This is a genomic window from Daquilactobacillus linshuiensis (genome assembly GCF_052828685.1).
Genome location: NZ_CM128255.1, coordinates 562,791 through 586,888 on the forward strand (window position 1 = coordinate 562,791; position 24,098 = coordinate 586,888).

A 24,098-nucleotide genomic window follows, 5' to 3' on the forward strand; every position below is an offset into this window, starting at 1 on the left:
AAGTGATGTTACCCATAATAACTTTTATTATAGTTTTTGGTATTTTAGTTATTGTTCATGAATTTGGACATTTTTACGTAGCTAAAAAATCAGGAATTTTAGTTCGGGAATTTTCCATTGGTATGGGACCTAAACTCATTAATTTTAGAAAAAATAGTACAACTTATACGTTAAGATTGTTGCCTCTTGGGGGATATGTCAGAATGGCAGGAACTCAAGATGACGATAACGAAATAAAACCTGGAACAGTTGGTTCTATACAAATTGATGACAGTGGAATTATTACTAATATTAACTTATCTTCAAAAAATAGTAATATTTCTGGTATACCAGTTCAAATTGTTAAAGCTGATTTAGTTGATGATTTGAAAATGACAGTATATGAAAATGGTAATGAACAAGAAGAAAAAGAATATTCAGTTAATCATGATGCTACTATTGTTGAAGAAGATGGAACTGAAGTATTAATTGCTCCAAGAGATGTTCACTTTCAATCAGCATCATTATTAAATAGAATACTTACTAATTTTGCCGGTCCTTTTAACAACATGATTTTGTCTATCGTGGCTTATTTGATTGTAGTATTTATGCTAGGCGGTGTTCAAACTACTGTGAATACTAATGAGATTGGTAGTGTTCAAAAAGATTCACCTGCATATGTTGCTGGTATTAAGTCTCATGACAAAATTGTTGAAGTTAATAGTAAAAAGACTAATACTTTTACTTCAATCCAAAAACAAATCTCAAAAAATGGTTCAAAAAAATTAAATTTAACAATTAACCATAAAAATCAAATAAAGAGTATTCAAGTTACTCCAAAAAAGCAAAAAGGTTCTGATTCAAAGATTATTGGGATAACTCCTAAAACAAATTTAGACAAAAGTTTAGGAAGTAAAATTAAATATGGATTTACTCAACCTTTTGCAATTGCGGCAATGATAATTTCAACACTAGCTCACATGGTAACCACTGGCTTTGATATAAATCAATTCTCTGGTCCTGTAGGAATTTATTCATTGACCTCTCAAGTTGCTTCACAAGGGTTAATAAGTATTATTGCTTTTACAGGAATGCTTTCGATAAATTTAGGGATAATGAACTTGATTCCAATTCCTGCACTTGATGGTGGAAAATTATTATTAAACTTTATTGAAGCAATTAGAGGAAAGCCCTTATCACAAGAAAAAGAAGGTATTATTAACTTAATTGGTGTAGGGTTGTTGGTTGCTTTGATGATTGCTGTAACTTGGAACGATATACAAAGATTTTTTATACATTAAAATTTAAAGGATAGTTTAATGAAACAGTCAAAACTTTTTATTCCCACAACAAAAGAAATTCCTGCTGACGCAGAAGCCTTAAGCCATCAAATGATGTTAAGAGCTGGATATATTAAACAAATTTCAGCTGGTACTTATGCTTATTTGCCATTAGCTTGGAAAGTTGTACAAAATATTCAAAATGTTATAAGAGAAGAAATGGAGAAAATTGACGCTGTAGAAATGATGGTTCCTGCAGTGATACCTTCTGATCTTTGGAAAAAATCCGGACGTTACAATACTTATGGTGATACGTTATTCAAGCTAAACGACAGGCATAATCGTGAATTTATTCTAGGACCAACTCATGAAGAAACAATGACTTACATTGTCAAAGATTTACTTAATAGTTACAAAAAGTTACCTATTACTTTATATCAGTTGCAAGATAAATTTCGTGATGAAGACCGACCAAGATATGGTTTACTAAGAGGACGAGAGTTCTTGATGAAAGATGCGTACACTTTTGCATCTAGCAATGAACAACTTGATCAATCTTTTAATGATATGGAACAAGCATATCGTAATATTTTTGATAGATGTGGATTAAATTACCAAGTAATTTTAGGTGATGCTGGTGCTATGGGAGGAAGTGACTCAAAAGAGTTTTCTGCTCCTGCTGAAATTGGTGAAGATACAATAGTATATTCAAAGAATGGTGAATATGCAGCTAATATTGAAATGGCTACAAGTAAATTCATTGATAATTCATTCGAAGACATAAAAGAATTGAAAGAAGTAGCAACACCAAATATAAAAACAATTTCAGAAGTGTCTAATTATCTAGGTTATCCTGAAACTAAATTAATTAAATCAATGGCCTTTATCGCCGATGAAGAACCTATTATGGTCTTAATTAGAGGCGATTATGAAGTTAATGATGTTAAGTTAAAAAATTATTTAGATGCAGATAATTTAAGAGAAGCTACTGAAGAAGAAATAGTATCTAAGTTTAATTCTGTTCCAGGATTCATCGGACCTATTGGGACAAAAGTTAGAATTTTGGCTGATTTAACAGTCGAAAGTATGAATAATAGTGTTGTAGGTGCAAATAAGATAGATGCACATTATGAAAATGCTAATGTAAATCGTGATTTTTCAGTATCAAGTTTTTCAGACTTTAGAATAGTTAAAGCTGGTGAATTAACTGAAGATGGTAAAAATAAACTTGAATTTACTAAAGGTATTGAAATTGGACATATTTTCAAACTCGGTACAAAGTATTCTGACAGTTTAAATGCTAAGTTCTTAGATGAAAATGGACGTCAACAATCACTACTAATGGGGTGTTTTGGAATTGGAATTAGTCGACTTCTATCAGCAATTTGTGAACAAAGTGCTGATAAGAATGGTCTAGTTTGGAATAAAGAAATAACACCGTATGATGTTCATGTAATCCCTGTAAATACTAAGGATGATACTCAAGTGAAACTGGCAGAACAAGTTTCAACTGCAATAGAGAATTTAAAGATGTCTGTTCTTATAGACGACAGAAAAGAACGTGCAGGTGTGAAATTTGCAGAGTCTGATTTAATTGGATTACCAATTAGAGTAACTGTTGGTAAAAAAGCTAGTGAAGGAATTGTTGAAATTAAAGTTCGCGCAACTGGTGATACTTATGAAGTTAATAAAGAAGAGGCTGCTAAAAAAGTCCAGGAACTATTTTTAAATGATGTTAAATAGTGGGCAATAGTAAGCCTTTTTTTATGATTTTTTTGGAGTGTAATTATGACAGAAAAAAAAGAATTATTTCAAATTCTTCTAAAACAAATAAAAATAGATGATGCAATAAAGGTAAGTAGTTCATTTGATAATGGAGCTATTTCGTCGGTTGATGTACATAAAAAAACTCAATCATGGACTATTAATTTTGAGTTTCAAAATGTATTACCATTTACTGACTTCCAAATGTTAAATGAAGCATTGGTACATTCTTTCAAGGACATCGCTAAGATAAACATTAATATTAATAGTATTAGTCCAATTTTGACTCAAAAAGATATTAATGATTATTGGAAGTATATTCTAACTCACCTGGATATAGAATCTCCAATCTTATATGAACTTCAATCATCTCAAGGCCCCAAATTTGAAAATGACCAGTATTTTTTAATTGTTCAAAATGAAATAATTAGAGATTTCTTGAAAAATGGTTTGATATCAAGAATCACTGAAAAATATGTTGAATTAGGATTTCCCGAGTTTAAAATTCATGTGAGCGTTGATGAGTCTAAAACTCAAGAAAAAATTGACGAATTACATTCAAAAAATGATCAGGTTGAAAAAAAATTACAGGATCAGTTAGTAGAAGTTCAGAAAAAAAATACTAATCAAAAGCTAAACAACCAACAAACTACAGCGACAGTTATAGGTAAAACTATTTCTGATAAGCAACCTATTAAACAAATGTCAGAAATTGTAGAAGAAGAGCAATCGGTTGTTGTTCAAGGTTATGTATTTGATACTGATTTGAGAAAACTTAAATCAGGACGTCAATTGTTAATATTAAAAGTAACGGACTATACTTCTTCTTTTACAGTGAAAAAATTCTCTCGAAATGAAACTGATGAACAAATTTTTTCTAATTTTTCAAAGGGAAGTTGGGTGAAAATTAGAGGAAGTGTCCAAGAAGATACATATTCAAGAGAACTTACCATTAATGCATTCGATATTAATGGTATAAAGCATAATGGAAGAAATGATAATGTTGATGAAAAAAGAGTAGAACTACATTTCCATACTAATATGAGTCAAATGGATGCAATTGCTAGTTCTGAGGATATTGTAAAAAGAGCTGCGCAATGGGGACATAAAGCAGTTGCGGTTACTGATCATGCAACTGCCCAAGCATTTCCTTTTGCATATAATGCAGGCCAAAAAAATAATATTAAAGTTATTTATGGTGTTGAAATTAATCTTGTAGATGAAGGAAATCCAATTGCTTATAATCTTCGTGATGAGAATCTAAAAGATGCAGAATATGTAATTTTTGATACAGAAACAACAGGATTATCTGCTGTATATGACAGTATTATTGAAATTGGTGCCGTAAAAATGAAAGATGGACAGGTTATTGATAGATTTGATAAATTTATTAATCCTGGACATGCTTTATCCGATACTATTGTGAATTTAACAAGTATTACTGATGATATGATTAAAGATGCTGACAATGAGCAAGTTGTTATCAAACAATTCATGGATTTTGTAGGTGACGATATATTAGTTGGACACAATGTAACTTTTGATATGGGATTTATGAATGCAACTCTAAGAAGATCAAAACTACCGACCTTATCAATGCCAGTTATTGATACTTTGGAGATTTCTAGAACTGTTCATTCCGAATATCGTAATCATAAATTAGATACACTAGCAAAAAAATATGATATTAGACTAGAACATCATCATAGGGCGGATTCTGATGCTGAAACAACTGGTCTTATAATGTATAAGATGCTTGATGAGTTAGAAGAAAAATTTCAAACAAGCAATGTATCTCAATTAAATGATCATGTTGGGAATGAAGAATCTTATAAACAAGCACGACCTAATCATGCTATGTTACTTGCTCAAACTCAATCTGGTTTAAAGAATCTATTTAAAATTGTATCTACTTCAATGGTAGATTATTTTTATAGAACACCAAGAGTACCTAGAAGAATACTAGATAAATACCGGGAAGGTATTTTAGTCGGTTCGGCTTGTTCATCTGGTGAAGTTTTTGTGTCAATGATGCAAAAGGGGTATGAAGAAGCACTAAGTAAAGCCCAATATTATGATTATATAGAAATACAACCTAAGTCAGTTTATACACCATTAATTGCTTCAGAAATGATAGCAGATGAAGATGCTCTTAAAGAAATAATGAACAATATAGTAAAAGTTGGTGATGAACTCAATAAGCCAGTTGTAGCAACTGGGGATGTTCATTATTTGGATGAAAATGACAGTGTATATAGAGATATAGTAATTCATGCTGTTAAAAGTAATCCCTTAATAAGACAAAAATTACCTGATGTACATTTTAGAACTACTGAAGAAATGCTTGAAGAATTTGCTTTTATGGGAGATGAATTAGCACATAAATTAGTAGTAACAAATTCAAATAAAATTGCAGATGAAATAGATGACGAAATTTCACCAGTTAAACATGAATTATATACACCTAAAATGCCTGGTGCTGAAGACGAGATTAAGAATTTGACATTAAATAAAGCCCATGAGTTGTATGGCGAAAAACTTCCTGAAATTGTTCAAGAGCGAGTAGACAAAGAACTAAAAAGTATCATTGGAAATGGATTTTCAGTTATTTATTTAATTTCACAGCGTTTAGTATACAAAAGTAATAAAGATGGATATTTAGTAGGTTCTCGTGGATCAGTTGGATCAAGTTTTGTTGCAACAATGACTGGTATAACAGAAGTTAATCCATTGCCACCTCATTATAGATGTCCCGAATGTCATTACTCTGAGTTTTTTACAAAAGGAGAATATGGATCAGGTTATGATTTACCTGCGAAAAAATGTCCTGAATGCGGGGCTGAATTAGACAAAGATGGACAAGACATTCCTTTTGAAACATTTCTTGGATTTAAAGGAGATAAAGTTCCTGATATTGATTTAAATTTCTCAGGTGATTACCAACCAGTAGCACATAATTATACGAAGGTTCTGTTTGGAGAAGATCATGTATTTAGAGCTGGAACTATAGGAACCATTGCTGATAGAACAGCGTTTGGTTACGTAAAAAATTATGAAGAAGTGACTGACCAAAAATTTAGAAGTACAGAAGTTGAACGTTTAGCTATGGGAGCTACAGGTGTAAAAAGAACAACTGGACAACATCCTGCCGGTATCATTGTTGTTCCAGATTATATGGATATTTATGATTTTACGCCAATTCAGTATCCCGCAGATGATAGATCTGCTTCTTGGAAAACAACTCATTTTGATTTTCATTCAATTCACGATAATATTTTAAAACTTGATATATTGGGTCATGATGATCCAACCATGATACGTATGTTACAAGACTTATCAGGGATAGATCCTCAAACAATTCCAACAAATGATGAAGGCGTTATGAAGCTGTTTTCAGGTACAGAATCTTTGGGAGTTACACCAGAACAAATCCAATCAAATGTTGGTACTCTAGGTGTTCCTGAATTTGGAACTAGGTTTGTTCGTGGAATGTTAGAAGAAACGCATCCAACGACTTATGATGAATTGCTTCAAATATCAGGATTGTCTCATGGTACAGATGTTTGGCTCGGGAATGCTGAAGAATTAATTAAAAATGGTGTTATCACTTTAAAAGATGTCATTGGTTGTCGTGATAATATCATGACTGATTTGATTCATTGGGGTATGGATTCTCAAATGGCATTTCAAATAATGGAACATGTTCGTAAGGGAAGAGGAATTCCTGAAGAATGGCAAAAGGAAATGCGAGCAAATGAAAACGTTCCTGACTGGTATATTGATTCCTGTCTAAAAATTAAATATATGTTTCCTAGAGCTCATGCAACAGCTTATGTTTTAATGGCACTGAGAATTGCTTATTTCAAAGTTCATTATCCTCTTTATTATTATTGTGCTTACTTTAGTGTTAGAGCTGATGATTTTGATTTAGTGTCAATGGCACGTGGAAAAGAAGCTGTAAAAAAATCAATGAGCGAAATTAATCAAAAGGGTATGGAAGCTTCTACAAAAGAGAAAAACTTATTAACCGTCTTGGAAATAGCAAATGAATGTTTAGAACGAGGATTTAAAATAAAGATGGTTGATATTAACGAATCTGAAGCATTTGATTTTAAAATAATTGATGACCACACTTTACTTGCACCATTCAGAGCTGTTCCAGGACTTGGAGAAAACGTTGCTAAACAGATTGTTGCTGCAAGAGAAGAGAAACCATTTTTATCAAAAGAAGATTTATCTAATAGAGGTAAAGTATCAAAAACACTAATTGAATACTTAACAGTAAATCACGTAATAGATGATCTACCAGACGAAAATCAACTATCATTATTTTAATTGCATATTGATAATGATTAATGTATAATTAAATTTAGTTTATAGGGTTTATGTAACGAGTGAGCAGAAATGCTCGCTCTTTTTATTGAATAAATTTTATAAATCAAATATTTGGAGGTCGAACTTGGAAAACGTAACTCAAAAAGTTGAAGAATTATTAATCCCAATTCTAGATCAACAAGGATTTCAACTTGTAGATTTAGAATTCGTTAAAGAAGCTGGAAGTTGGTATCTCCGTGCTTTTATAGATAAAGACGGTGGTATTGATATTGATGAATGTGCTTTAGTAAGTGAATTGCTTAGTGAAAAATTGGATGAAAACGATCCAATAGAACAAGCATATTTCTTAGAAGTTTCTTCACCCGGTGCAGAGAGGCCTTTAAAGTCAGAAGAAGATTTAAAAAATGCTATTGGTGAATATATTCATGTTTCACTTTATAAAAAAGTTGAGGGTTCAAAAGTTTTTGAAGGACATTTAACTACTGTAAATGATGAAAATCTTGAATTAGACTATAAAGCCAAAAATATTAAAAAACATATTACTTTACCAAGAGAAATAATAGCTTCAACAAGATTAGCTATTGAATTTTAGAAAGGATACAAATAATGAGTAAAGAAATGGTTGACGCCTTAGACGCGTTGGAAAAAGAAAAAGGTGTAAAAAAAGAAACTGTTATTGAAGCCCTAGAAGCAGCGCTTGCTGCAGCATATAAGCGTAATTATGGACAAGCTGAAAATGTTATCGTTGAATTTGACGATAAAAAAGGAAATATTCATGTATACGCTGAAAAAGAAGTCGTAGAAGAAGTTGTCGATGATAGATTAGAAGTTTCATTGGCAGAAGCAACTGAAATTAATAAGGGTTATGAACTTGGAGATCATGTTAAATTTGAAGTAACACCTAAAGATTTTGGAAGAATTGCAGCTCAAACTGCTAAGCAAGTTATTATGCAACGTGTGCGAGAAGCTGAAAGAAGTAATATTTATGATGAATATTCTCAGTACGAAGGCGAAATCATGCAAGGAGTCGTCCAACGTGTAGATAATAAGTTCGTATATGTTAACTTTGGTAGAATTGAGTCAGTAATGGGTAAAGCCGACCAAATGCCAAACGAAACTTACAATCCACAAGATAGAATTAAAGTATATGTGTCTAAAGTTGAAAATACATCAAAAGGACCTCAGGTTTTTGTGTCAAGAACAGACGCTGGATTAGTAAAACGCTTATTTGAACAGGAAGTTCCAGAAATTTTTGATGGTACAGTGGAAATAGTTTCAATCGCTAGAGAAGCTGGTGATCGTACTAAGCTTGCTGTGAGATCTGATAATCCAAATCTTGATCCAGTAGGAACTTGTGTCGGCCCTAAAGGATCTAGAGTACAAGCAGTTGTGGACAATTTAGGTGGAGAAAATATTGATGTTGTTAAATGGGAAGAAGATCCTTCAGATTATATAGCAAATGCCTTGAATCCTGCTGAAGTTATAGCTGTTCAGTTTGATGAAGAAGATGCAAAAAAATGCTTAGTTATTGTTCCTGATTATCATCTATCTCTTGCTATAGGTAAACGTGGTCAAAATGCACGCTTAGCTGCTAAATTAACAGGTTATAGAATTGATATCAAACCTGAGTCTGAAGTTGAATTTGTTTCTGATGATGATTTTGATGAAGAAGATGAATAAAAAAGTTATTTAGGTGGTGAATAAAATGGTAAGACAAAGAAAAATACCAATGAGAAAAGACCTGCTAACTAATGAAATGTTTCCAAAAAAACAAATGGTTCGAATTGTTAAAAATAAAGAAGGAGAAGTCTCAATAGATCCAACGGGTAAAATGCCTGGGCGTGGAGCATATGTTGGACTTGATCCAGAGGCAGTAAAAAAAGCAAAAACTAAAGGGACAATTGAAAAAGCTTTTTCTACAAGCGTTGACTCGAATTTTTATGATGAATTATTTGAATATGTAGATCATCAAAAAGCAAGAATGGAATTATTTGGTGATATTGGTAAAAAACATTGAATAAAAAACAGATTATTAATTTTCTTGGAATTGCGACAAGGGCAAAAAAAACAATTACTGGTACTGAATTAGTGGGTAATGCAATTGCTAATGGCAAAGCTAAATTAGTATTGGTTTCTACGGATATTAGTGAACGGTCACTTAAAGATATAGTAAATAAGACAAATTATTATCAAGTTAAGATGAAACAGATTTTTAATGATGAAGAAATTGTTCAAGCAACTGGTAAAAAACGCAAGTTGATAGCAATCGTAGATGTGGGAATGGCTAAGAAGTTTGAAGAATTAATTAATTAAGGAGCGTGAATGTGTATGGCTAAAAAAAGAATTTATACTATCGCAAAAGAACTAGAAGTTGAAAATAAAGTTGTAGTGGACGCTGCAACTAAATTAGGTATTGATATAAAAAATCATATGTCTTCAGTTGATGAAGCTGCAGAGGCAAAAATAAAAAGCGAATTAAGTGGAAATAAAAAATCTGAGTCAAAAAAAAGTGACAATAATTCATCTAAAACAAAAGATGAAAATAAGGCTGATGATAAACCACAAAAAACTAAAATTAAAGTAACAGCTATTAGACGTAACGATGCTCCTAAGAAGCATCCAGGTACTCAAAATACTAATAGAAATAATAACAAGCCTAATAACAATAATCGTCCACAAAGAAATAATTCAACTAATAATACTAACAACCAAAACAGAACGAACAATCAAAATAGAAATAAAAATAATTTTAATAATCAAAGAGCTAATACAACTTCATCAACACCAAGATCAGGTGGTGTTGGGGCTAAGCATTTAGCTGCATTCAAACAACATCAAGAACAAGAACAAAGGCAAAGAGCAAATTCACAAAATAATCGTCCTGATAATAATAAACGCCCAAACAATCGTAATAATAATAACAAGCCACATCCTAATAATTCTCGTTCTAATGAAACTGAAAAGAAACAACCAGTTGTACAAAAAACAACACCAATTGTTGAACCAATTCCAGTTGAAGAAAAGAAAAAAACAAATAATCATGAAGTAAAACGTGATTTTAATAAAAAGAATCTGGGTAACCCATTTGGATCACGTAAGAAAAAAAAGAATAAGAAGAAACAACAACAGCAAAATCAACAACCTAAAAAAGAAATGCCACAAAGAAAAGAACGTCCATTACCAGAAACACTTACATATACAATTGGTATGAATGCTCAAGATCTTGGTAAAATCTTGCATAGAGAACCTTCAGAAATTGTTAAAAAGTTATTTATGCTAGGAATTATGGTTAATCAAAACCAATCACTTGATAAAGATACAATAGAATTAATTGCAGAAGATTACGGAATTAATTCAGAAGAAAAGATTCAAGAAGATATTGCTGACATTGATACATACTTTGATGAAGAAGATATTAACCAAGATGCCCTTGCTACACGTCCTCCAGTTGTAACAATTATGGGACATGTTGATCATGGTAAGACAACACTTCTTGATAATCTCCGTAAGTCACATGTTACTGATGGTGAAGCTGGTGGTATTACTCAACATATCGGTGCTTATCAAGTTAAACTACACGATAGATTAATTACATTTTTAGATACACCAGGACATGCTGCATTTAGTAATATGCGTGCACGTGGTGCAGACGTAACTGACATAGTTATTTTGGTAGTTGCAGCAGATGATGGTGTAATGCCACAAACAATTGAAGCTATTAATCATGCTAAAGCAGCCGGTGATCCAATTATTGTAGCTGTTAATAAAATTGATAAACCAGGTGCTAATCCACAACATGTTATTGAACAATTAATGGAATATGAATTAATTCCTGAAAGTTATGGTGGAGATACAATTTTTGTAAATATTTCTGCTAAAGAAGGAACAGGTGTTGAAGATTTACTAGAAATGGTACTTCTTGAAGCAGATGTTCTTGAATTAAAGGCAGATCCAACTCATCGTGCTATTGGTACAGTTATTGAAGCTCGTCTTGACAAGGGACGTGGAACAATTGCTTCATTACTAGTACAACAAGGAACACTTCACATTGGAGATCCTATTGTTGTTGGTAATACATTTGGTCGTATTAGAACAATGACAAATGATCGTGGAAAAGATGTAACAGAGGCTAAGCCATCAACACCAGTAGAGATTACAGGATTAAATGATGTTCCAGAAGCGGCAGATAGATTTGCGGTGTTTGAAGATGAAAAAACAGCTCGAGCAGCTGGTGAAGAACGTGCAAAACGCGCTCTAGTTGAAGAAAGAAAACGTACTAATACAGTTACTCTTGATAACTTGTTTGACACAATGAAAGAAGGAGAACTTAAAAACGTTGACGTTATTATAAAAGCAGACGTTCAAGGTTCTGTTGAAGCATTGGCAGGAAGTTTGAAGAAAATTGACGTTGAAGGTGTACGAGTAAATATTATTCATCAAGCCGTAGGTGCAATTAATGAAAGTGATATTACACTAGCTTCAGCAAGTAATGCTATTATTATTGGATTTAACGTTCGTCCAACACCTCAAGCAAAAGCAGAGGCTGAAGAAGAAAATGTTGATATTCGATTACATAGAGTTATTTATAATGCTATTGATGAAATTGAATTAGCTATGAAGGGTATGCTTGAACCTGTCTTTGAAGAAAAAGTTACTGGTACACTTACAGTTCGCGAAACATATCATGTATCAAAAATTGGTACAATTGCGGGATGTATCGTTGATAATGGTGTAATAAGAAGAGATTCTGGCGTTCGTTTAATTCGTGATGGCATTGTTATCTATGAAGGAAAACTAGCATCATTGAAACGTTTCAAAGATGACGTTAAAGAAGTAACTTCAGGATTTGAATGTGGTATTACAATAGAAAATTACAATGATATTAAAATTGATGATCAAGTCGAAGCATATGTAATGGAAGAAGTTCCTGTTAAGTAGAGGAGGAATTACTTATGGTTAAACATAGAATCGGCAGAGTTGAACAAGAAGTTCAAAAAGAAATTAATGATATTCTCTTAAAACGTATTAGAGATCCAAGAGTTCAAGATGTAACAATTACCGGCGTGCAAATGACGGGCGATTTACAAAGAGCAACAGTTTATTTCAGTATTTTATCTGATAAGGCAAGTGATGCTCAAAAAGCACAAGATGGTCTTGATAAAGCTAATGGACTAATTAGACATGAATTAAGTCAAAGACTAACGATGTTTAAAGTACCCGAACTGGTCTTTGCACAAGATGAGTCAGTGCGTTATGGTGAAAAAATCGATGAACTATTGAGACAAATGCATAAGAGTGATAAATAAGGTAAAAGACTAAATTTAATTATTTAGTCTTTTTTGTTTTGTATATTAAGAATTCTTTTCCGCTATTTTTTATTTCTTTTGTTATAATACTTCTTATGAATGGAATAATACCTTTAAAAAAAGAACTCGGTATGACTAGTGCCGATTGTGTTTATAAATTAAGAAAAATATTGCATGAAAGAAAAATTGGACATACTGGAACACTTGATCCACAAGTTGATGGTGTACTTCCTATTTGTGTTGGGCAAGCAACTAAATTGGTTAATTTACTGACTAATTCAGGGAAAAAATACACTGGCGAAATTACACTTGGTTTTTCAACAACTACTGAAGATAAAGAAGGAGATATTGTTGAAAAAGTTGAAGTTGAAGATGATATTGATGAAAATAAGATTGATGAAATTTTACAGAATTTCGTTGGTGAAATAAAACAAACTCCTCCAATGTTTTCGGCTGTTAAAGTAAATGGGAAAAAACTTTATGAATATGCCAGAGCAGGACAAATTGTTGAACGGCCAGAAAGAACCGTTACAATTTTTGAATTTAAACGTACTTCTGAACTTAAAGTTAATACAAACAACAAAACTGTTAGTTTTTCCTTTGATGTTGAATGTTCAAAAGGAACTTATGTGAGAACTTTGGCTGTACAAGTCGGTGAATTATTAGGTATACCTTCTCACATGTCTCAATTAACTCGTGTAAAAAGTGCAGGTATTACTTTGCCAGAAACTTATACATTAGCTGAAATTGAAGAGTTTCAAAAAAACAAAAACATGGATTTTCTAGTGTCGATAGATGAAGTATTGTCTAATTTACCTAGAATAGAATTAAGTGATGAACAATGGAGTTCTGTTCAAAATGGGGCTTTTATAAAACTTAAATCTAAAGAAAAAAAAGTTACTGTCTCATATAATAATCGAATAAAGGCAATTTATATTTTGAATGAGTTTGGAAAGTATCAGCCAGATATCATGTTATTAAATAATGATTGAGAGTGAACTATGAAAAAAATTAATTTAATACATCCATTTAATAAGAGTTTAATTCCTAACCAACCAGTAGTATTGGCGTTAGGTTTTTTTGATGGGGTTCATTTAGGACATCAACAAGTGATTAAAACTGCTAAAAAAATTGCTGAAAAAAACAAACAAAAATTAGCAGTAATGACATTTAACCAGTCTCCAAGTACAGTATTTGGAAATGATAATGAAAAAGATTTTAGATATTTGTCTACAATTAACAGAAAAGCCAATTTATTTGAAAAATTAGGTGTTGATTATATGTATATCGTTGATCTGTCCGAAGATTTTATTAAATTAAAACCACAGGAATTTGTAGATCAATATATAGTTAATTTAAACGCTAAAACAGTCGTTGCTGGTTTTGACTACACTTATGGACCTAAAGAAATTGCTAATATGACTACATTAGTTACTTATGCTAACAATAGATTTGATGTTGTTAAAGTGGACAAAATGGAATTTAGTGGTCAAAAGATTGGTACAACTTCAATAAAAAATAACTTGAAAAACAATCAACTTGAAAATGCTAATAAACAACTTGGATATATCTACGAAAATACTGGTGAGGTTGTTCATGGATTTCAAAGAGGAAGAACATTGGGATATCCTACGGCAAATATTGATATAGATAAAAAAGAGTTTATTCCTGGGATTGGTGTATATATAACTGAAATAAAAATTGATAATATATGGTATCCGTCGATGACGTCTGTTGGATTTAATATAACTTTTGATGATGTTAAGGATTTGGTAGTTGAAAGTAATATTTTAGATTTCAATAAAGATATTTATGGAAAAAAAGTAACTTTAAAATGGAGAAAATTTCTTCGTAAAGAAGTTAAATTTGATGGGATTGACAAGCTAATTGAACAATTAGACAAAGATAAAATTGATACAGAAAATTATTTCAAAAATAATAAATAAATGGTCGCTAATCACTTGACACTTATACTATACATTGGTATATTTTACATTGTTAGCACTTGTGGTATAAGAGTGCTAAAGGAGGTGCCAAGATGTTGACTGATAGGCAGAATTTGATTTTAAAAGAAATTTTTAAAATCTTTACTGAAACAGGTCAACCGGTTGGTTCTAAGACTTTAATGGATTACCTTCCAATCAAAGTAAGTTCAGCAACTATCAGAAATGAGATGGCTGTTTTAGAAGAACAAGGATTAATTGAAAAGACACATCTCTCTTCTGGAAGGGTTCCTTCTGTTGAAGGATATCGTTATTACCTTGATCATTTAGTTCAGCCAACTAAAGTTTCAAACCAAACATCTAAAGTAATTGAACAAAATTTTGATCATCATTTTCATCAGATTGATGATATTATTCAAGAATCTGCAAAAATTTTGTCGAATCTAACTAGTTATACGGCGATTACTTTATCACCTGAAAAAAATTCAACATATTTAACAGGATTTAGAATTGTTCCATTAACTAGTCGTCAATTCATGGCTGTGTTAGTCACAAATCAAGGAACTGTTCAGAGTCAAGTTTATACTATATCAGATGGAATAAGTTCGGATATTATTGAAAAAATTGTCAATATCATGAATGATGAACTTGTTGGATTGCCTTTAGATGAAGTAGTTAAGAAGTTGCATACAGATATTCCTATTATGCTATCAAAATATATGCATTCAACTAATGGATTTCTCGAGTTATTTGATGATGTTTTTCAAAAAGCTGCTAGAAATAGATATTTTGTTGATGGTCAGTTAAATTTATTGAACTATGCTGATCCTGATGATTTAAAACAAATCAGAAATTTATACTCAACTATTGATCAAAATGATGGTTTATTAGCACTTTTGAATAATGAATTAAGTGATCAAGAAATAAATGTTAAGTTGGGATCAGAATTAGATAATGATGCATTTAAGAATTACAGCATTATTACCGCAAGGTATGATGCAGGGATACATGGTGAAGGTTTAATCGCGTTGTTAGGACCAACAAGTATGCCTTATTCAAAAATGATTGGTTTACTCGGTTTATTCAGAGAAGAATTAGCCAACAAACTGATCGAATATTATAAAGATCTTAATGATGAGTAGGAGGATTCATTTGGAAAAGAAAATGGATTCATCACAATTTCCTTCTGAAGATGACTTGAAACAAAAAGAAACAGTCGTTGAAGCAAAAGAAGAAGTAAGTGATGAAATAGATGAAAAAAAAGAGAATGAACCAACTATTGATGAAAATGAAAAACTTCTTGATGAGTTAACTCAAAAAAATCAAGAATTAGAAGACAAGTATTTACGTTCTCAAGCAGAAATTCAAAACATGCATCAACGTTTTGAAAAAGAGCAGCGACAATTGCTGAAATATGGTGGTCAAAAGCTTGCTAAAGAGATTTTACCAGTCATTGATAATATTGAACGTGCACTACAAGTTGAAGTTACAGATGACAATGGTGAGCAGCTAAAAAAAGGAATTGAATTAACTTTAAAAAGTTTGAATACAGCTTTAAAAAATAGTGATGTCACAGAAATTAAAGCTGAAAATCAAAAATTTGATCCTACAATTCATCAGGCTATTCAAACTGTTCCTGCTGATGATAGTCATCCTGCAGATACAGTTGTTTCAGTTTTACAAAAAGGATATATGATAAAAGATCGTGTATTAAGACCATCAATGGTTATTGTTGCAAATTAATAAGTAATAAAGGAGATTTAAGTTATGTCAAAGATTATCGGTATTGATTTAGGTACTACTAATTCAGCTGTTGCTGTAATGGAAGGTGGAAAACCTAAAATTATTACAAATCCAGAAGGTGGAAGAACTACACCATCTGTTGTTGCATTTAAAGATGGAGAAATTCAAGTTGGTGAAGTTGCTAAAAGACAAGCAATAACTAATCCAGATACAATTTCATCAATTAAGCGTCATATTGGTGAAGAAGGTTACAAAGTTAAAGCTAATGGTAAAGAATATACACCACAAGAAATTTCTGCTATGATTTTGCAACACATTAAAAAATTCTCAGAAGACTATCTTGGTGAGGAAGTAACAGAAGCAGTAATAACTGTTCCAGCTTATTTCAATGACTCTCAAAGACAAGCAACAAAAGATGCTGGTAAGATTGCTGGTTTAGATGTTAAACGTATTATCAATGAACCAACTGCTTCTTCATTGGCTTATGGTCTAGACAAAGAAGATAAAGATGAAAAGATTTTAGTATATGACCTTGGTGGTGGTACTTTTGATGTTTCTATCCTTGAACTAGGTGATGGAGTTTTTGAAGTGCTTTCTACAAATGGTGATACAAGATTAGGTGGAGATGACTTTGATAATGCTATTATGAATTGGTTAGTTGAACAATTCAAAGCTGCTAATGGTATTGATTTGTCTCAAGATAAAATGGCTATGCAACGTCTAAAAGATGCTGCAGAAAAAGCAAAGAAAGACTTATCAGGTGTTACTCAAACACAAATCAGTCTTCCATTTATTTCACAAAGTGATGCTGGTCCTCTTCATTTAGAAGAAACATTAACACGTGCTAAATTTGATGAACTAACAAACGAGCTAGTTCAAAGAACAAAAATTCCAGTTGAAAATGCTCTAAAAGATGCTGGCTTATCAAATGCTGACATTGATAAAGTTATTTTAAATGGTGGTTCAACTCGTATACCTGCTGTTCAAGAAGCTGTTAAGAATTGGACAGGGAAAGAACCTGATCATTCAATTAACCCTGATGAAGCTGTTGCTTTAGGTGCTGCCGTACAAGGTGGTGTTATTACTGGGGATGTTAAAGACGTTGTTTTACTTGATGTTACACCATTATCATTAGGTATTGAGACAATGGGTGGAGTATTTACAAAACTTATTGATAGAAATACAACAATTCCTACAAGTAAATCTCAAGTATTTTCAACAGCCGCTGACAATCAACCTGCTGTAGATATTCACGTATTACAAGGTGAACGTCCAATGGCTGCCGATGATAAAACACTTGGTAGATTCCAATTAACAGACATACCTGCAGCACCACGTGGTGTTCCACAAATCGAAGTTAAGTTTGATATTGATAAGAATGGTATTGTTAATGTATCTGCTAAGGATATGGGAACTGGAAAATCACAAAACATCACAATTAAGAGTTCTTCAGGTCTTTCAGATGAAGAAATTGAAAAAATGAAGAATGAAGCAAAAGAAAACGAAGAAGCAGATAACAAACGTAAAGAAGAAGTTGATTTAAGAAATGATGTTGATCAATTACTATTTACAACTGATAAAACTCTTGAAGAAATTAAGGGTAAAGTATCTGACGAAGAGATTAAAAAAGCTGAAGAAGCTAAAGATGCTTTGAAGAAAGCTCAAGAAGATAATAATCTTGAAGATATGAAACAAAAACGTGATGATTTGAATAAAATTATTCAAGATTTATCTGTAAAACTATATCAACAAGCTCAAGAAGCTCAGCCATCAGGTGACGCAAGTGCTACTGATTCAAATGACAATAAAGACAAGGGCGATGGAGCTGTTGATGCTGATTTTGAAGAAGTTGATCCAGACGATAAAAAATAATAGAAGGGAAGTATCTTAATGAATCCATACGACGTTTTAGGTGTCGATAAAGATGCAAGCGATGCAGAAATAAAAAAAGCGTATCGTAAACTTTCAAAAAAATATCACCCTGATATTAATAAAGAACCGGGTGCAGATGAGAAGTTTAAAGAAGTTAATGATGCTTATGATGTATTAAAAGATCCCCAAAAACGTCAAAGATATGACCAATTTGGTACTACTGATGATAATGCTGGAGCAGGTGGCTTTGGCGGATTTGATCAGTCGTTTGGTGGTAGTGGATTTGAAGATATATTCAGCTCATTTTTTGGTGGTGGTTCAAGCCGTCAAGCTGATCCAACAGCACCAAGACAAGGTAATGATTTACAATATCGTATGAATTTGACTTTTGAAGAAGCTGTTTTTGGTAAAGAAACAACCATTTCATATAATAGACAAGAAGAATGTGCAACTTGTCATGGCTCTGGTGCAAAGCCAGGCACTTCACCTATAACATGTAGAAAATGTCACGGTTCTGGTCGTATTCAAGTTGATCGTCAAACTCCATTTGGTAAGATGAGAACTACTGAAACATGTGATGTATGTAATGGTACAGGTAAAGAAATTGAAGAAAAATGTCCTACATGTGGTGGTGACGGTCATACAATCGATAGGCACTCTGTTAAAGTAAAAGTTCCAGCTGGAATTGAAGATGGTCAACAGATTAGACTTGAAGGACAGGGAGAATCAGGAATAAATCATGGGCCTTATGGTGATTTATATATTGTGTTTGAAGTCGCTAAAAGTAAAGATTTTACAAGACGTGGTTCAACAATTTATTCTGATAAAAGTATAAGTTTTCCTCAAGCCGCATTAGGTGATGAAATTAAAGTTAAAACTGTATATGGCGATGTAAAACTAAAAGTTCCAAGTGGAACACAAACAGGAACTACTTTTAAACTTAAAGAAAAAGGATCTCCAAAATTAAATGGTACAGGAATAGGTGATCATTTAGTGACTATTCATATAGTGACACCTAAGAAATTAACTGATGAACAAAAATCAGCATTACGAGATTTTGCTAAGGCTGGCGGAGATAAAATCACTGAACAGGATAGTGGAAATTTCTTTGATAGAATGAAAGACGCTTTTAAGTAATATTAGACACCCTTAAGGGTGTCTTTTTTGGTATAATTTAATATGATTTAAAGGAGTTTTTTAATGAATATAGAAGAAATGAAAGAACGTCAAAAAAGAATACGTAATTTTTCTATTGTTGCACATATTGATCATGGTAAATCGACAATAGCTGATAGGATTCTTGAATTAACAGATACAGTTGAAAAAAGAGATATGAAAGACCAAATTCTTGATGATATGGATTTGGAACGTGAACGTGGAATAACAATTAAATTAAATGCCGTTGAATTACACTACAAGGCTAAAGACGGTCAAACATATATTTTTCATTTAATTGATACGCCTGGTCATGTTGATTTTACATATGAAGTATCCAGGAGTTTAGCTGCTTGTGAAGGGGCATTACTAGTTGTCGATGCTGCTCAAGGTGTTGAAGCACAAACATTAGCTAATACTTATCTAGCAATTGATAATGACTTGGAAATCTTACCTGTTATTAATAAAATTGATTTGCCAAGTGCAGAACCGGAAAAGGTTAAATCAGAAATTGAGGATATGATTGGTATAGATGCTTCAGAATCAGTTGAAGTTAGCGCAAAAAAAGGTATCGGAATACCTCAGCTTTTGGAAAGAATTGTAAAAGATGTTCCAGCACCTGTAGGTGATATAACAGCACCATTGAAGGCTTTGATTTTTGATTCTGTATACGACAGCTATCGAGGCGTTGTATTGAGTGTAAGGGTTAAAGAAGGAACAGTTAAAGCAGGCGATACTATTGAAATTATGAGTAATAAAAAGAAATTTGAAGTTACAGAAGTTGGAGTAATGTCACCTAAGGCAGTCGCTAAAGATATACTAATGGCAGGAGATGTTGGATATATTACTGCAAGTATAAAATCAGTTAAAGATACTCGTGTTGGTGATACTGTAACTTTAGCCAATAATCCAACTGAAAATCAACTAGAAGGATATAGACAAATTCAACCAATGGTCTATTCAGGGATGTATCCTGTTGATAATGCCAAATACGAAGATTTAAGAGAAGCTTTAGAAAAATTGCAATTAAATGATGCGGCTTTAGAGTTCGAGCCCGAATCATCGCAAGCACTTGGCTTTGGATTTCGTTGTGGATTTTTAGGGTTACTACATATGGATGTTGTTCAAGAACGCCTTGAAAGAGAATTTAATCTTGATTTAATTATGACCGCTCCATCTGTAAATTATCATGTAAATACAGTGGATGGAGAAACGCTTGTCATTGATAATCCTTCTGAAATGCCTGATAGTGGAACTATATCTTCAATAGAAGAACCATTTGTAAGAGCAGAAATAATGGTTCCTGAAGATTATGTTGGAGCAGTAATGGAACTTTCACAAAAAAAACGTGGTCAATTTATTACAATGGATTATCTTGATAAATATCGAGTAAATGTAATATATAAGTTACCATTATCAGAAATTATTTTTAATTTCTTTGACGATTTAAAATCAAGTACCAAAGGGTATGCCTCACTTGACTATAAAATTGAGGGGTATGAAGTAAGTGATCTAGTAAAAATGGATATTTTGTTAAATGGAGATACTGTTGATGCACTTAGTTTTATTGTCCATAAAGATTTTGCGTTTGAAAGAGGACGAGAAATCACTTCTAAACTAAAAACCATTATTCCAAGACAAAACTTTGAGATTCCAATACAAGCTGCGATTGGTACAAAAATTGTTGCTAGAGCAACCGTAAAAGCATATCGCAAGGATGTTACTGCCAAGATTCATACAGGTGATCCAGATAGACGTGCAAAACTGTTAGATAAGCAAAAACGTGGTAAAAAACGAATGAAAGCTGTAGGAAGAGTTGAAGTTCCTCAAGAAGCATTCATGTCCGTTTTGAAAATGCACGAAGAAAATTAGTTGATATATCAATGTTTTAAAACAATTAAAGACCCAGTAAGTTTAAAACTTACCGGGTCTTTAATTGTAATCTATTTCTAATTATTTAAAGTACTTGTTCCATCTTGATAATTTAAATTTACACCATCTTGAACATTAAAAATATAAACATTAAATTTAATATTATCGCTTCCTATAGATTGTGCTTCCATTTCAACTCCTCTTGGTAATAATTCAGAGTTTCTAAATATAGGTGTTACTCTATATCTAACAAATTTTTTAGGGTTGTTTTTTAAAAAATCAGCAATATCCATTTCATGGGCAAGCATCTCAGGAGAGTTTAATTCTCTTGTTCCTGTGATTAAATTTTTAGGGTTGTTATTTTGACCTGTCAGTTGATAGCCGATTAAATGGCTTCTGTTATAAAGCCATCCACCTTTAATTTTTTTATTATGCCATCCTGTTGGATTCCAAGTCAGTCCCTCTCTTTTAGCAGTTGGCATAAGTGATTTGTTGAGGAGTGCGTTGGCGGTTCCTGCTCGATTAAGATTATCTAAATTAGAATATGATTGCCAGGCACCTTTTGAAATATCCAAGTCAGAATCTGAAAAATTTGGGTTATTATCATTGACTGTTATCTCTTTTAAGTTTGAATAGTTTAAATTCTGCAATTCTTCATTATTAGCTTTACTTTTTACTTTATCAGAATTTTTATTTTTTAACTGTTCTTCCAATTCTGATATTTCTTTTTCAAGTTTAGAATTTTCTTTTTTTAACTTTTTATCTTTTTTTTGGAAATTATAATTTTTTACTATTTTTATATTATTACTCTTCGCTTCAATTACTGTTGAAAAAGGTAATGAAGTGAGTAAAAAAGTTAAAAATAATAAAGCTGATATATTTCTTTTTTTCATGTTTAACCTTCCCATCCACATAAAGTATACCCCTCAGCTTGTGCTTGAGCTTCTGTCATTGAAGTTACACTAATAGCATTACGTAATCCGCGACAATTTGGATCTCTATGGTATTTCTTCCCGTGATTTGGAGCGATGTATACTAAATTTTCGTTAGGTGTTGGACGTGAAACTTGCTCTTGAGATTGTTGCTGTTGTTGTTGAGAGTTTTGTTGTTCTTGAGCTTTTTGAGCAGCTAATGCTGCGGCTTGTTTTTCTTGATCTGCTTTTTCTTGATCAGCTTTTTGTTTCTCAATTGCCTGATCTTGTGCTTTTTTATCATTATCTTCTTGAGTTTTAATTGAAGATAGTTCTTTTTTTAGAGAACCTTTTTTTGATAAAAGTAAAGCATTGTACTTCTTGTCTTTATTGTAATTATTTTTTCCAATATATTCAGTTTTTGTCGTAGTTTTTACTTGTTTCTTTGCTGACGATGGTGTGCTTGGTGCTGTCATACCAACTAAAATGAATGAAATAATTGCTATAATACTTGAGTATTTTATTTTTTTCTTTCTTGACTCACTTTTCTTAAAAAATGTATAAATCAAAAATATTAACGAAAATAAAAAAATAATTAAAAAAAGTTTATTCATATAAATCTCCTTACGTATTGTTTTATAAGATAAATAAAAACAAATGTTTATTATTTACTTATATAATAATACGCAACGTATACATAATTAGTCAATAAAACCTTAATTAATAAATTACGCAAAAAAGTATCAGTGATACAATATATTTTGAAATTAATTATTAGGTGGTTTTTAAAATAAAAAATATATATGACGATCAAAATTTTTTTGATGAATATTCAAAAATAAATCAAAGTAAACAGGGTTTAAAGGGTGCCGGAGAATGGCAGACCTTACAAAAATTATTGCCAGTATTTAAGAATAAAGATGTATTAGATTTTGGAAGTGGGTACGGATGGCATGCTTTTTGTGCTGCTGAAAATGGTGCTTCATCTGTTGTTGGAATTGATTCTTCTGAAAAAATGTTGTCCGTTGCAAATGAAAAAAATACATATAATAATATTAGTTTTAAAAATATGGATATTACTAATATTGAATTTGAAGATAATAACTTTGATATTGTTTTAAGTTCATTAGCATTGCACTACATAAATGATTTTGATGAAGTTGTTAGAAATGTAAAAAGAGTTCTCAAAAATAAAGGAACTTTTATATTTTCTGTGGAACATCCTATATTTACGGCTCAAGGTTCTGAACAGTGGGATTTAAATGAGAATGGAACTATAAAATCTTTTCCGGTGGATAATTATTTTTTTGAAGGAGTAAGGAAAACTGATTTTTTAAACACTTCTGTTATAAAATATCATAGAACTATCACTACGTATCTAGAGACTCTTTTAGAATTTAGATTTACTATTAATCATGTAGTTGAACCAAAACCGCCAGTAAAGATGATGAATATTCCTGGAATGAAAGATGAACTTAGACGTCCAATGATGTTAATTATTTCAGCAACAAAAAAGAACTCATAATGATATGAGTTCTTTTTAATTATTATAAACTCTTGCCCAAATATCGCCTTTGCAATTAGGGGTAGAGCATTCAGGGATTTTTTCTCCATCTTTCAGGGTTATCAGATTGCTTTTACAAGTTAAACATTCATAATTACCTGCTCCAGGAGTATCGTTAGTTTTATACATAGACTTTTACCTCCACGATTTCTTTTAGTATACACCTTTTTTATAAAAATATAAGTAATATTCTATAGCAAAATTTATTTTTAAAGAAAATTTCATTTAAAAGCATGGTATATCAATAAATTATCAAATTTTAGTAATAATTATTATTTGCCTAAGATTTTGGTAAAGTTTATTATTAAATAGTTCGAGTAATTTATTTCGTTGAAGAAGGACAACGTTAAAAAACCTTGGGTTCTGGACGAGGG

General features: G+C 31.8%; 18 protein-coding genes and 3 pseudogenes. 18 read left to right on the forward strand and 3 right to left on the reverse strand.

Translation table 11 applies throughout. The annotated features are described in order from the left end of the window. The first annotated feature begins 2 nt into the window (after positions 1 to 2). The 17 genes and pseudogenes from rseP to lepA all read left to right on the forward strand — a co-directional run bounded on the left by rseP (position 3) and on the right by lepA (position 21,249). Positions 3 to 1,280, forward strand: a complete 1,278-nt coding sequence (rseP, locus tag ACUV9F_RS03025) for an RIP metalloprotease RseP (RefSeq protein WP_446184215.1) — start codon at positions 3 to 5, stop codon at positions 1,278 to 1,280. Between the two features lie 18 nt (positions 1,281 to 1,298). Next, positions 1,299 to 3,002, forward strand: a complete 1,704-nt coding sequence (locus ACUV9F_RS03030; RefSeq protein ID WP_446184216.1) for a proline--tRNA ligase — start codon at positions 1,299 to 1,301, stop codon at positions 3,000 to 3,002. 42 nt (positions 3,003 to 3,044) lie between these two features. Then, positions 3,045 to 7,358, forward strand: coding sequence for a PolC-type DNA polymerase III (locus tag ACUV9F_RS03035; protein WP_446184343.1), 4,314 nt, complete (start codon positions 3,045 to 3,047; stop codon positions 7,356 to 7,358). Positions 7,359 to 7,482: 124 nt separating this feature from the next. Further along, positions 7,483 to 7,950 carry a ribosome maturation factor RimP gene (gene rimP / locus ACUV9F_RS03040; protein ID WP_446184217.1) on the forward strand — a complete coding sequence of 156 codons (468 nt, stop codon included), beginning with the start codon at positions 7,483 to 7,485 and terminating at the stop codon, positions 7,948 to 7,950. Positions 7,951 to 7,964: 14 nt separating this feature from the next. Further along, positions 7,965 to 9,032: pseudogene (nusA, locus tag ACUV9F_RS03045) on the forward strand (transcription termination factor NusA); the annotation flags it as partial. Positions 9,033 to 9,063: 31 nt separating this feature from the next. Continuing rightward, positions 9,064 to 9,375 carry an RNase P modulator RnpM gene (gene rnpM / locus ACUV9F_RS03050; RefSeq protein WP_446184218.1) on the forward strand — a complete coding sequence of 104 codons (312 nt, stop codon included), beginning with the start codon at positions 9,064 to 9,066 and terminating at the stop codon, positions 9,373 to 9,375. Continuing rightward, positions 9,372 to 9,671 carry a ribosomal L7Ae/L30e/S12e/Gadd45 family protein gene (locus ACUV9F_RS03055; RefSeq protein WP_446184219.1) on the forward strand — a complete coding sequence of 100 codons (300 nt, stop codon included), beginning with the start codon at positions 9,372 to 9,374 and terminating at the stop codon, positions 9,669 to 9,671. Before rnpM ends, ACUV9F_RS03055 begins: the two co-directional genes overlap by 4 nt. Before the next feature lie 15 nt (positions 9,672 to 9,686). Next, a pseudogene (locus ACUV9F_RS03060) lies at positions 9,687 to 9,776 on the forward strand (translation initiation factor IF-2 N-terminal domain-containing protein); the annotation flags it as partial. A 651-nt stretch (positions 9,777 to 10,427) separates the two neighbouring features. Then, a pseudogene (gene infB, locus ACUV9F_RS03065) lies at positions 10,428 to 12,296 on the forward strand (translation initiation factor IF-2); the annotation flags it as partial. Positions 12,297 to 12,310: 14 nt separating this feature from the next. Then, positions 12,311 to 12,664, forward strand: coding sequence for a 30S ribosome-binding factor RbfA (rbfA, locus tag ACUV9F_RS03070; protein ID WP_446184220.1), 354 nt, complete (start codon positions 12,311 to 12,313; stop codon positions 12,662 to 12,664). A 95-nt stretch (positions 12,665 to 12,759) separates the two neighbouring features. Further along, the gene (gene truB / locus ACUV9F_RS03075) at positions 12,760 to 13,656 is read left to right on the forward strand and encodes a tRNA pseudouridine(55) synthase TruB (protein WP_446184221.1); all 897 of its coding nucleotides are present in this window, start codon (positions 12,760 to 12,762) and stop codon (positions 13,654 to 13,656) included. 9 nt (positions 13,657 to 13,665) lie between these two features. After that, complete coding sequence (gene ribF, locus ACUV9F_RS03080) at positions 13,666 to 14,610, forward strand: riboflavin biosynthesis protein RibF (RefSeq protein WP_446184222.1); 945 nt, start codon at positions 13,666 to 13,668, stop codon at positions 14,608 to 14,610. A 92-nt stretch (positions 14,611 to 14,702) separates the two neighbouring features. Continuing rightward, complete coding sequence (gene hrcA, locus ACUV9F_RS03085; RefSeq protein ID WP_446184223.1) at positions 14,703 to 15,749, forward strand: heat-inducible transcriptional repressor HrcA; 1,047 nt, start codon at positions 14,703 to 14,705, stop codon at positions 15,747 to 15,749. Between the two features lie 22 nt (positions 15,750 to 15,771). Next, complete coding sequence (grpE, locus tag ACUV9F_RS03090) at positions 15,772 to 16,350, forward strand: nucleotide exchange factor GrpE (RefSeq protein WP_446184344.1); 579 nt, start codon at positions 15,772 to 15,774, stop codon at positions 16,348 to 16,350. Positions 16,351 to 16,374: 24 nt separating this feature from the next. Continuing rightward, positions 16,375 to 18,222, forward strand: coding sequence for a molecular chaperone DnaK (gene dnaK / locus ACUV9F_RS03095; RefSeq protein WP_446184224.1), 1,848 nt, complete (start codon positions 16,375 to 16,377; stop codon positions 18,220 to 18,222). A gap of 18 nt (positions 18,223 to 18,240) precedes the next feature. After that, positions 18,241 to 19,359: a molecular chaperone DnaJ gene (gene dnaJ / locus ACUV9F_RS03100; RefSeq protein ID WP_446184225.1), complete on the forward strand. Its 1,119-nt coding sequence runs from the start codon at positions 18,241 to 18,243 to the stop codon at positions 19,357 to 19,359. 63 nt (positions 19,360 to 19,422) lie between these two features. Continuing rightward, positions 19,423 to 21,249 carry a translation elongation factor 4 gene (gene lepA, locus ACUV9F_RS03105; RefSeq protein WP_446184226.1) on the forward strand — a complete coding sequence of 609 codons (1,827 nt, stop codon included), beginning with the start codon at positions 19,423 to 19,425 and terminating at the stop codon, positions 21,247 to 21,249. Positions 21,250 to 21,326: 77 nt separating this feature from the next. Here lepA and ACUV9F_RS03110 read toward each other — a convergent pair whose 3' ends face one another. After that, positions 21,327 to 22,142, reverse strand: coding sequence for a DNA/RNA non-specific endonuclease (locus ACUV9F_RS03110; RefSeq protein WP_446184227.1), 816 nt, complete (start codon positions 22,140 to 22,142; stop codon positions 21,327 to 21,329). A 2-nt stretch (positions 22,143 to 22,144) separates the two neighbouring features. Next, positions 22,145 to 22,774, reverse strand: coding sequence for a hypothetical protein (locus ACUV9F_RS03115; RefSeq protein WP_446184228.1), 630 nt, complete (start codon positions 22,772 to 22,774; stop codon positions 22,145 to 22,147). Between the two features lie 176 nt (positions 22,775 to 22,950). On the opposite strand from ACUV9F_RS03115, the gene ACUV9F_RS03120 reads away from it, so the two are divergent. Then, a complete protein-coding gene (locus ACUV9F_RS03120) occupies positions 22,951 to 23,685 on the forward strand; it encodes a class I SAM-dependent methyltransferase (protein WP_446184345.1) in 735 nt (244 codons plus the stop codon). A 15-nt stretch (positions 23,686 to 23,700) separates the two neighbouring features. Here the strand turns inward: ACUV9F_RS03120 and ACUV9F_RS03125 are convergent, their stop codons facing one another. Beyond that, positions 23,701 to 23,853, reverse strand: a complete 153-nt coding sequence (locus tag ACUV9F_RS03125) for a zinc ribbon-containing protein (RefSeq protein WP_446184229.1) — start codon at positions 23,851 to 23,853, stop codon at positions 23,701 to 23,703. Positions 23,854 to 24,098: the final 245 nt, after the last annotated feature.

Coding starts and splice junctions, on each gene's coding strand:
- ACUV9F_RS03030 (WP_446184216.1), top strand. CDS start 1,299: ATGAAACAGTCAAAACTTTTTATTCCCACAACAAAAGAAATTCCTGCT.
- rnpM (WP_446184218.1), top strand. CDS start 9,064: ATGGTAAGACAAAGAAAAATACCAATGAGAAAAGACCTGCTAACTAAT.
- rbfA (WP_446184220.1), top strand. CDS start 12,311: ATGGTTAAACATAGAATCGGCAGAGTTGAACAAGAAGTTCAAAAAGAA.
- truB (WP_446184221.1), top strand. CDS start 12,760: ATGAATGGAATAATACCTTTAAAAAAAGAACTCGGTATGACTAGTGCC.
- ribF (WP_446184222.1), top strand. CDS start 13,666: ATGAAAAAAATTAATTTAATACATCCATTTAATAAGAGTTTAATTCCT.
- hrcA (WP_446184223.1), top strand. CDS start 14,703: ATGTTGACTGATAGGCAGAATTTGATTTTAAAAGAAATTTTTAAAATC.
- grpE (WP_446184344.1), top strand. CDS start 15,772: ATGGATTCATCACAATTTCCTTCTGAAGATGACTTGAAACAAAAAGAA.
- dnaK (WP_446184224.1), top strand. CDS start 16,375: ATGTCAAAGATTATCGGTATTGATTTAGGTACTACTAATTCAGCTGTT.
- dnaJ (WP_446184225.1), top strand. CDS start 18,241: ATGAATCCATACGACGTTTTAGGTGTCGATAAAGATGCAAGCGATGCA.
- lepA (WP_446184226.1), top strand. CDS start 19,423: ATGAATATAGAAGAAATGAAAGAACGTCAAAAAAGAATACGTAATTTT.
- ACUV9F_RS03110 (WP_446184227.1), bottom strand. CDS start 22,142: ATGAAAAAAAGAAATATATCAGCTTTATTATTTTTAACTTTTTTACTC.
- ACUV9F_RS03115 (WP_446184228.1), bottom strand. CDS start 22,774: ATGAATAAACTTTTTTTAATTATTTTTTTATTTTCGTTAATATTTTTG.
- ACUV9F_RS03125 (WP_446184229.1), bottom strand. CDS start 23,853: ATGTATAAAACTAACGATACTCCTGGAGCAGGTAATTATGAATGTTTA.